This is a genomic window from uncultured Limnohabitans sp. (genome assembly GCF_937889215.1).
Taxonomy (GTDB): domain Bacteria; phylum Pseudomonadota; class Gammaproteobacteria; order Burkholderiales; family Burkholderiaceae_C; genus Limnohabitans_A.
Genome location: NZ_CALBEX010000301.1, coordinates 1 through 8,253 on the forward strand (window position 1 = coordinate 1; position 8,253 = coordinate 8,253).

General features: G+C 62.8%; 9 protein-coding genes and 1 pseudogene. 6 read left to right on the forward strand and 4 right to left on the reverse strand.

Annotated features, from left to right (window positions below; all coding sequences use genetic code 11):
- A pseudogene (locus Q0341_RS07615) lies at nucleotides 1-675 on the forward strand (hypothetical protein); the annotation flags it as partial.
- Nucleotides 676-707: 32 nt separating this feature from the next.
- Here Q0341_RS07615 and Q0341_RS07620 read toward each other — a convergent pair.
- Together Q0341_RS07620 and Q0341_RS07625 are read right to left on the reverse strand one after the other, a co-directional pair.
- A complete protein-coding gene (locus Q0341_RS07620) occupies nucleotides 708-2,039 on the reverse strand; it encodes a cytochrome c (RefSeq protein ID WP_299511739.1) in 1,332 nt (443 codons plus the stop codon).
- The gene (locus tag Q0341_RS07625) at nucleotides 2,036-2,701 is read right to left on the reverse strand and encodes a c-type cytochrome (RefSeq protein ID WP_299511753.1); all 666 of its coding nucleotides are present in this window, start codon (nucleotides 2,699-2,701) and stop codon (nucleotides 2,036-2,038) included. The genes Q0341_RS07620 and Q0341_RS07625 overlap by 4 nt, the downstream gene beginning before the upstream one ends.
- A 291-nt stretch (nucleotides 2,702-2,992) precedes the next feature.
- Here Q0341_RS07625 and Q0341_RS07630 point away from each other — a divergent pair, with 291 nt between their 5' ends.
- Both Q0341_RS07630 and Q0341_RS07635 read left to right on the forward strand, forming a co-directional pair.
- Nucleotides 2,993-3,511 carry a GNAT family N-acetyltransferase gene (locus Q0341_RS07630; protein WP_299511743.1) on the forward strand — a complete coding sequence of 173 codons (519 nt, stop codon included), beginning with the start codon at nucleotides 2,993-2,995 and terminating at the stop codon, nucleotides 3,509-3,511.
- A 28-nt stretch (nucleotides 3,512-3,539) separates the two neighbouring features.
- Nucleotides 3,540-4,592, forward strand: a complete 1,053-nt coding sequence (locus tag Q0341_RS07635; protein WP_299511745.1) for a tRNA-dihydrouridine synthase — start codon at nucleotides 3,540-3,542, stop codon at nucleotides 4,590-4,592.
- A gap of 27 nt (nucleotides 4,593-4,619) precedes the next feature.
- On the opposite strand, the gene Q0341_RS07640 is transcribed toward Q0341_RS07635, so the two are convergent.
- Nucleotides 4,620-4,823 carry a hypothetical protein gene (locus tag Q0341_RS07640; protein ID WP_299511755.1) on the reverse strand — a complete coding sequence of 68 codons (204 nt, stop codon included), beginning with the start codon at nucleotides 4,821-4,823 and terminating at the stop codon, nucleotides 4,620-4,622.
- Nucleotides 4,824-4,982: 159 nt separating this feature from the next.
- Here Q0341_RS07640 and Q0341_RS07645 point away from each other — a divergent pair, with 159 nt between their 5' ends.
- Nucleotides 4,983-5,705, forward strand: coding sequence for a 16S rRNA pseudouridine(516) synthase (locus tag Q0341_RS07645; protein WP_299511757.1), 723 nt, complete (start codon nucleotides 4,983-4,985; stop codon nucleotides 5,703-5,705).
- Here the strand turns inward: Q0341_RS07645 and Q0341_RS07650 are convergent.
- On the reverse strand, nucleotides 5,695-6,513 hold the full coding sequence (locus Q0341_RS07650; RefSeq protein ID WP_299511747.1) for an alpha/beta hydrolase: 819 nt from the start codon (nucleotides 6,511-6,513) through the stop codon (nucleotides 5,695-5,697). The two genes, Q0341_RS07645 and Q0341_RS07650, sit on opposite strands and share 11 nt — an antisense overlap.
- Nucleotides 6,514-6,658: 145 nt before the next feature.
- Here Q0341_RS07650 and Q0341_RS07655 point away from each other — a divergent pair, with 145 nt between their 5' ends.
- Entirely contained in the window at nucleotides 6,659-7,594 is a 936-nt protein-coding gene (locus Q0341_RS07655) for an EI24 domain-containing protein (RefSeq protein ID WP_299511749.1), read from the forward strand.
- A 45-nt stretch (nucleotides 7,595-7,639) separates the two neighbouring features.
- Nucleotides 7,640-8,253: molybdopterin-binding protein (locus Q0341_RS07660; RefSeq protein WP_299511751.1), on the forward strand; the 614-nt coding region annotated here is incomplete at its 3' end.

Sequence of the window (8,253 nt, forward strand, 5' to 3'; positions counted from 1 at the left end):
GATCGGCAGGCGTTGAGCGGGTTGATGTGGCGCTTTTTGGTTCTGGAAGACGACAGCGTGGACCGTTTCTTGATCCGCGATGCCGATTCGCTGATTTCAAGGCGCGAGGTGGCGGCCATCGAGGCCTGGTTGCAAAGTGACCGGTTTTTCCATTTGATGCGCGATTATTTTTCGCACACCGAACTGCTGTTGGCGGGCATGTGGGGCGGCTGCGGCGGGGTGTTCAAAAACCTGCGCCAGCAGATGGTGGATTTTGTGACGCAAGGCCAGTATTTGGGCCAGCGGGTGGTGGACCAGCATTTTCTGCGCATGCACATTTGGCCCACGGTACGCCAGAGCCTGCTTTCGCACGACCCGGTGTTTGGTTTCATGGAGGGGCAGGATTTTCCGCCGCACGAAGCGCAGGACATGGGGCAGGAATTTCATGTGGGCTGCAACCTGTCGAGCAGCAGCATTGGCGCCGAATCGGCCTTGCCCGAGGGCCAACAGGTGGGCTGGAAAATCGTGGATGCGCAGCAGCAGACGATTTGCCAATACACCAGCACGGTGCGCCAGGGCCAATGGCGCGCCGATATTCCGGGCCCCTATGCCAAATTGATCGGCGAGGGCGTTTGGCGCGTGGAGTTGGTGCGTGATGAGGGTGCGCTGAATGGGTGTGCAGTACTTGTCCGCTGAATCAGCGGGCAAAGGTCCCAGTGGATGGCTGCTCAACCGCCTTGCGCAGCTCGTATTCGGTTGACTTGCAAGGGCGTGACTTCGTTGGCCTGGTTGCCCCATTGGCTGCGCAGGTGGGTCAGCACGGCGGCGATGTCTTTGTCGTGCAATTCCAGCACCGCAGGCGGCATGCCGAATGGCCTGGGGTGGCCACGCGTGACGGGGCCGTAGCCGCCGTAGAGCACCAATTGCACCAGGTTGGTCGGGTCTTGCAACAACACAGCACGGTTGCCCGCTAAGGCGGGGTAGGCCACTTCACCAGAGGCGGTTTTGATGCCTTCACCTCGCTCGCCGTGGCACTGCTGGCATTGGCGTTCATAGACCTGCGCACCCTGTTCGGCCACGCGCAAGTGGATGCGCGGGGGCTGGGCCGCCTTGAGAGGCGGTTGGGTTGCGTTGCGTGCGCGCGACTGCAAGTACACCGCCATGGCTTGCAGGTCGGCTTCGCTCAGGTGCTGAAGGCTGTGCTGCACCACCTCGCCCATGGGGCCGCTGGTTTGTGCCGTGTCTGAAGCGCCGGTGCGCAGCAGGCGCACGATCTCGGGCAAGGGCGTGCTGACCAGCCCGCTTTCGGCGTCGCGGGTCAGGTTGGGCGCATACCAGTTCAGCACGGGCATCAGGCCGCCGGACAAGTCGTCGACCGCGCCGGTGGCCCCCAAGACGTTGCGTTGACTGTGGCAAGCGGCGCAATGGCCTAGGCCTTGCACCAGGTAAGCGCCCCGGTTCCATTCGGCGTTTTGCGCCTGGTCAGGCTGAAAGGGGCTGGGCTCAAAAAACAGGCTGCGCCAAACCGCCAGCGCGGGCTGCGTGCCCACGGGCCAGACCAAAGTGTGGTCCGGCTGGGCCTGCACCACCGGGGGCAGGGTCTTGAGCCAAGCCAAGATGGCATCGCTGTCTTCGCGCGTGACGACGCTGGTGTGGTTGTACGGAAAAGCCGGGATCAGCAAGCGTCCATCTTTGGACCGCCCGAGGTGCATCGCTTGCCAGAAGTCCTGGGGGCTCCAGCGGCCCAGGCCAGTTTCGGGGTCGGGCGTGAGGTTGCTGCTGAACACGCCGCCAAATGGGGTGTCGATGCGGCGTCCGCCTGCCAAGGGGGTGCCCCCGCGTGGGGTGTGACAGGCCATGCAGTTGCCAGCCAGCGCCAAGTAGCGGCCGTGTTCGATCTGGGCTTCGGTGGCTGGAGCTGCGAGGGTCGTGTGGTCGGGTTGTGGCCCCAGCAGATCGCCCCAGTTGTCCCACACCACGCCCAAAGCCAGCACCAGCAGGCTGGTCAAGCTGACCCAGCCCAGGCGTTTGATCGGGTGCATCTGCAAGATGTTTTTCATGGCCGCTCTCCCCGCTTGGCTTCGGATGTGGGCATCAGTTCGGGCGCACTGCCGCAGCGCAAGGCCTCGGGCAAGGGTGGCCCTGCCGGCGCTTTCTCAGCCGGGTGGGTGTCGTTCGGCAGGGGCTGGCGGGCGAGCCAGCTGGACACGGCGATCAGGTCTTGCGCGGGCATGCGCCGGACGATTTCGGCCATGCAGTCGGGGGCATGGGCGCGGCGTTGTCCGGTTTGCCACGCCCCGAGTTGGGCGTTGAGGTAGTCCAAGGGCAAGCCCAGCAGGCCGGGCACATTGGGTTGCACGCCGGTTAGGCGCACGCCGTGGCATTGGGTGCAGGCGGGCAAGCCTCGGGTGGCGTCGCCTTGCGTGACGAGTTGCTGTCCTTTGGCCAGGCGTTCGGCTGAGATGGCGTTGTCTGCCTTGGGGCTGGGGTAGGGGAGTTTGAGGCTGGCAAAGTACTGCGCCATCTCGCTCATGTAATCGTCACTCAGCGGGTCGACCAGGCGGGCCATGAGTTCGTAATGGCGTCGGCCTTGTGCAAAGTTGCGCAGCTGGTTGTGCAGGTATCCGGCCGGTTTGCCTGCCAAGCGCGGGTAGTAACCGTCTGGACCGGCGCGGCCTTGATCGCCATGGCAAGCGGTGCAGGCTCGGGTGCGGTCGGCCATGTCGTCGGCAAAACGGGTGGGGGTGGTCTGGGCAGGGGCTTGGGCGTTGAGCGGGCCCGTGCAGAAGGCGACAGCGGCCCAAAGCAGGCCCTTGACAAACCACACGGTGGGCTGACACAAACGGGCCAGGGTGGGGGGTGGCAGGGGGGCTTGGGCCTTGGGCGCGGCAAAATTCTGACAGCTGTAAAACATCCTCATTCGATGAAGATAACCGATGCGGCGACAATGACGGGTTTTGCGCAGAAAGCCCTGTGGTCAAACTGCGTTGTTTTTTCTTTATCTGTTCACGCCATGTCCGATATCCAAGTCCGATTTGCCACCCTCCAAGACGCGCCTGCTGTGGCTGCTTTGCATGTGAGCGCCTGCCGCGCCGCCTACGCAGGCCAAGTGCCCGATGCCCATTGGGACGCCACGCCCATGCCCAAACGCGTGTCGTTCTGGAAAGAGGCCATTGAGTACGGCGAGCCGCAAGTCATTGTGGCCACCGTGGGCCAGGCGATCGTGGGTTTTGTGGGCTTTGACCGCTCGCGCGACCCCAAATCCAAAAACACCACGGGCGAGATCTGGGCCATCTACGCTGCGCCCGACCGCATTGGCCAAGGCGTTGGTCTGGCCCTGTGGGACGCTGCCCGCGAAGGCTTGGAAGACGAGGACTGCACCGAAGTGACGGTCTGGCTGCCGCTGTTGCACGAGCGCACTTTGCGCTTTCACGACTTGGCCGGCTTCAAGCGTGAAATGAACACTGCCCGCACCGTGCCCCTGGGCGGCGTTAAGGTTGAAGAAGTTCGCCTCAAGCGCAAGCTCGGCTGAACCGACGGCCCCACTGTTCAGGCCCACCATGCACATCATGCTGGCCCCCATGGAGGGGCTGCTCGACCACACGCTGCGCGATGTGCTCACGCGCGTGGGCGGGGTGCACGAGTGCGTGTCCGAATTCATCCGCGTGACCAACACGGTCTTGCCGCGCCGCGCTTTCATTCGGGTCGCTCCCGAGTTGCTCAACCGCAGCCGCACGAAGGCCGGCGTGCCGGTCAAGGTGCAGCTGCTGGGCTCTGACCCGGTGTGCCTGGCCGACAACGCGGCGGCTCTGGCCGAGCTCCAGCCGCATGGCATTGATCTGAACTTTGGGTGTCCGGCCAAAACCGTGAACCAGCACCGGGGCGGTGCCGTGTTGCTGGACGAGCCCGAACTGGTGGGTCAGATCGTGGCGGCGGTGCGCCGGGCGGTGCCAGCGCACATTCCGGTCTCGGCCAAGATGCGCCTGGGCTACAACGACGACAGCCGCGCCGAGGACTGTGCCCAAGCCATCGAGGCGGCCGGGGCCAGCGAGCTGGTGGTACACGCCCGCACAAAGGCCCACGGTTACCGCCCGCCCGCTTATTGGGACCGCATTGCCGACTTGCGCCAGCATGTGCGTTTGCCCATCGTGGCCAATGGCGAAATCTGGACGGTGGCCGACGCGCTGCGTTGCCGCGAAGTGACGGGCTGCGACCGCCTGATGATCGGGCGCGGCATGGTCACCGACCCCGGGCTGGCGCTGGCCATTGCGCACCAGCTGGCCACTGGGCAAGGCCGCGCACAGGGGCAGGGTGTGCCTTGGTCCACTTTGGTGGCTTTGATGCAAGTGTTCTGGCTGGGCGTGAGTGCGCGTGTGGCCACCCGGCACCGGGCAGGGCGGCTCAAGCAGTGGCTCAACTTCATGCGCCGCGTTTACCCTGAGGCCCAGCAGGCCTTTGATGAGCTGCGCTTGGTGCACGATGCCGGTCACATTGACCGTTGGTTGGCTGCTCAAATGGCCCAAACTGTGGCGCTGGATGGAGGCATGGTTTTGGGCCTGGGCGAACCGCAGGCCAAGGTCTCCACGGAGGCTGCCTGCGGGGCCCTGGGTTGAGCTGAGGGCTTCGCCTGGCGGCGCTCTTCAATGCGACGCGATGGCGGGGTGCGCACGGGCCTTTTCGGCCCACAGCACCAAATTGTCCAGCAAATCTTTTTGGCTGAACGAGCAGCTTTCCTCGCTGAACAAAGCGCTGGCTTCGATGCGGTCAAGCAAGGGGCCCAAAACCTCACCAAATCGCACAGGCAGCGGCAATGTGGCCGCCTCGCTGCGCCACAGCTGAATCATCTCGGTTTGAGGCAGCACGCCTGCCCGGCAGTTGGCCAGTGCTGTGGTCATGCGGGTGAGGGTGTCAAGGGCTGAATTCATGGGCCACATCTTCCTGCAAGGTTTGGGCGGTTTTCGAGGCGACAATGATGCCCCATGAAAGCCAAAACTCACAAACCCATGCGCCTGGAAGATATTTTGTTCAGCCAGGGCTTTGGCACCCGCCGCGTCTGTGCCGGTCTTGTTCAGCAAGGCCATGTGCAGGTGCAGGGTGAAACCATCACCGATTCGGGCCAATTCTTTGACACTGAAGGCCTGCACTTCAATGTGCAAGGCACCGACTGGCCTTTCCAAGCCTTGGCCTATGTGCTGCTGCACAAGCCGGCAGGCACAGAGTGCTCGCAAAAGCCTTCGACTTGGCCCAGCATTTACACCTTGCTGCCCGCGCCCTTGCGTCAGCGCCCGCAAAAAGCAGCGGTGCAAGGCGTGCAGGCGGTGGGTCGGCTCGATCAAGACACCACGGGCTTGTTGCTGCTCACCGATGACGGCAAGTTCATTCACAAAATGAGCTCGCCCAAGCACCATGTGCCCAAGGTCTACGAGGTCACCACCAAGCACCCGATCACCCCCGAGATGGTGGACAAACTCTTGACGGGCGTGGTGCTGGACGATGACCCTCAAGCCGTGCGGGCCGCGGCATGCGAGGCTGTGAGTGAGCTGCATTTGAAGCTGACGCTGACCGAAGGCAAATACCACCAGGTCAAACGCATGTTGGCGGCCGTGGGAAACCGGGTTGAAGGCCTTCACCGCTCACAAATTGGCGGCTTGACCTTGGCGGACGATCTGGCACCCGGCCAATGGCGCTGGTTGACCGAGGGCGACTTGGCCTTGCTCAAACCCTGATCTGCGCCCAGAACGCCTGAACCGCCTGTGCCACGAGTTCGGGCTGGTCGCGGTGCGGCGAGTGGCCGCAGCGGGGCAGTTTTAACAATTGAGCTTGGGGCACCCGCGCCGCGATGTCGTCGATCTGGGCCAGGGTGCCATAAGCGTCGTCTTGGCCTTGGATGGCCAGCAGCGGTGCCCGGATGGCGTCCAGCTCGGGTCGGATATCAAAAGTGCGAAACGCCTTGCTGAGCCAGACATCGTTCCATTGCCAAAAAGCACCGTCGACGTCAGCGTGGTAAGCGGATAGACGTTCGCGCAAAGCCCCGTTCATGAAGGCTTCGCGGGCCTGCGCAATGGCTTGCACAGATACGTCTTCCACCATGACGTGCGGCGCCATCACGATGCAGCCACGCACGTCATGGTGCGCGGCGTGCAGCAGGGCGATGGTGCCGCCGTCTGAATGGCCCAGCAAAACGGGCCGCTCGATGCCAAGTGCCTTCAGCACTATGGGCAAGACCTCCAGCGCTTCCCTGTGCATGTAGTCCGGCAGCAAGCGCCCCCGTCTTTGCGCGCCCACCTGCACAGACGGTCCGCGCACATCCACCACGGGGTCGGACTGCCCGTAGCCTTGGCGCGAATAGACCCAGCCGGAGCAACCGATGTGTGCACACAAGCGGGCAGGCCAGTCGCGCCACATGTGCACACTGCCCAGTCCTTCGTGCAAAAACACCAGCGTGGGTTGACCCGTTTCGGCAGGCCCGAACAGGTGCAGGGCTTCCAGTTGCACGGGGCCGACCCGGATTTTTTCAAGTTGGGGGTGGTGCACAGGTCATCCTTGTTGGCAGCAGCTTGGGTCGGGTGGGCCGGTATGGTGGGTTGGGAGCCGGTGGGCTTATTGTGGTTTGATTTGCGGGTTTTGTGGCTTCACGCGGCGGCGCAACCGTGCCACTTCAACTGTTAAGCTTTCACCTATGAAATTGTTGATCGATTCCTTTTGGCGTGCAGGGTTGTATTGCCTCTACCCCCGTGTGATCGGGCTGTCCATTTTGCCCTTGGTTTTGATCGTGGCCTTGTCTTGGTTGCTCGGTTACTTTTACTGGGACTTGGCAGTCACCTGGGTGCGGGGCTGGCTGGACGCCTCCACTTGGCTCGATGTGGTTTGGCGCTGGCTCGAAGGTGTGGGCTTGCCTGATCTGAAAACGGTGGTGGCGCCCCTGTTGGTGATCTTTTCGGTCACGCCGCTGGTGGTGGTGGCGTCTTTGTTGGCGGTGTCGTTTCTCATGACGCCGGCGCTGACGCGCATGGTGGCCGAACGCCGTTTTGCCCAATTGCAGCGCAAAAACGGCGGCAGTTTGCTGCTGAGTTTGTGGTGGACCTTTGTCTCGCTGGTGCTGGCGCTTGGAGCGCTGGTGTTGACTTTGCCCATGTGGCTGGTGCCACCATTGGCGATGCTGCTGCCGGCCTTCATTTGGGGCTGGTTAACCTACCGGGTCATGGCCTTTGATGTGTTGGCCGAATTCGCCAGTGCACAAGAGCGCGACACCTTGATGGCCCGCCACCGCATGAGTTTTCTGGGCATGGGTGTCGTGACTGGGCTGATGGGTGCTGCGCCCAGTTTGGTGTGGGCCTCGGGGGCGTTGTTTGCCGCTGCCTTTGTGATTTTGGTGCCAATGGCCATCTGGATCTACACCCTTGTTTTTGCTTTTTCTTCGTTGTGGTTTGCCCATTTTGGTTTGGCCGCTTTGCAGTCCTTGCGCAGCGAGCCCCAGCACGCAGCGGTCGATGAGGTCTTGCCTGCACTGCCGCCCGATGCCACGGCGATGCCCACCGCTGCAGCGCGTTTGGCCTCCGACGCCCCAAGCCCCGCCGATGACGTGACCGATGTCGAGCCACGGCGCAGCTTTTGAGGCGAGTGACCGTTATTTTTCTATTTTCTTTTCTGAACTTTCACCATGACACCCACCTTCGGCCTGATCATCATTGGCGACGAAATCATGTCCGGCAAGCGCCAGGACAAGCACATGCCCAAAGCCATCGAACTCATGAACCAGCGCGGCTTGAGCCTGAGTTGGGCCGAGTACGTGGGCGATTCTCCCGAACGCATCACCGCCACTTTGCAGCGGGCCTTGGCATCGGCCGATGTGGTGTTTTGCTTCGGCGGCATCGGGGCCACCCCCGACGACCACACGCGCCAATGCGCTGCCAAAGCCTTGGGGGTGCCGCTGGCGCTGCACCCAGAGGCCAAGCGCCTGATTCAGGAGCGCATGCAAGACACGGCCAAAGAGCAGGGCGTGCCCTATGAGCCCGACCGGCCAGACAACCTGCACCGACTGAACATGGGCACCTTCCCGCAAGGGGCTGCCATCATCCCCAACCCTTACAACAAGATTCCCGGTTTCAGCTGCTCAGGCCCCGGTGGCGGCATGGTGCACTTTGTGCCGGGTTTTCCGGTCATGGCCTGGCCCATGATCGAATCGGTGCTGGACACGCGCTACAGCGCCCATTTCCGACAGAACGCTTATGTCGAAAAGTCCGTGATCGTTCTGGGTGCCATGGAAGCGACCCT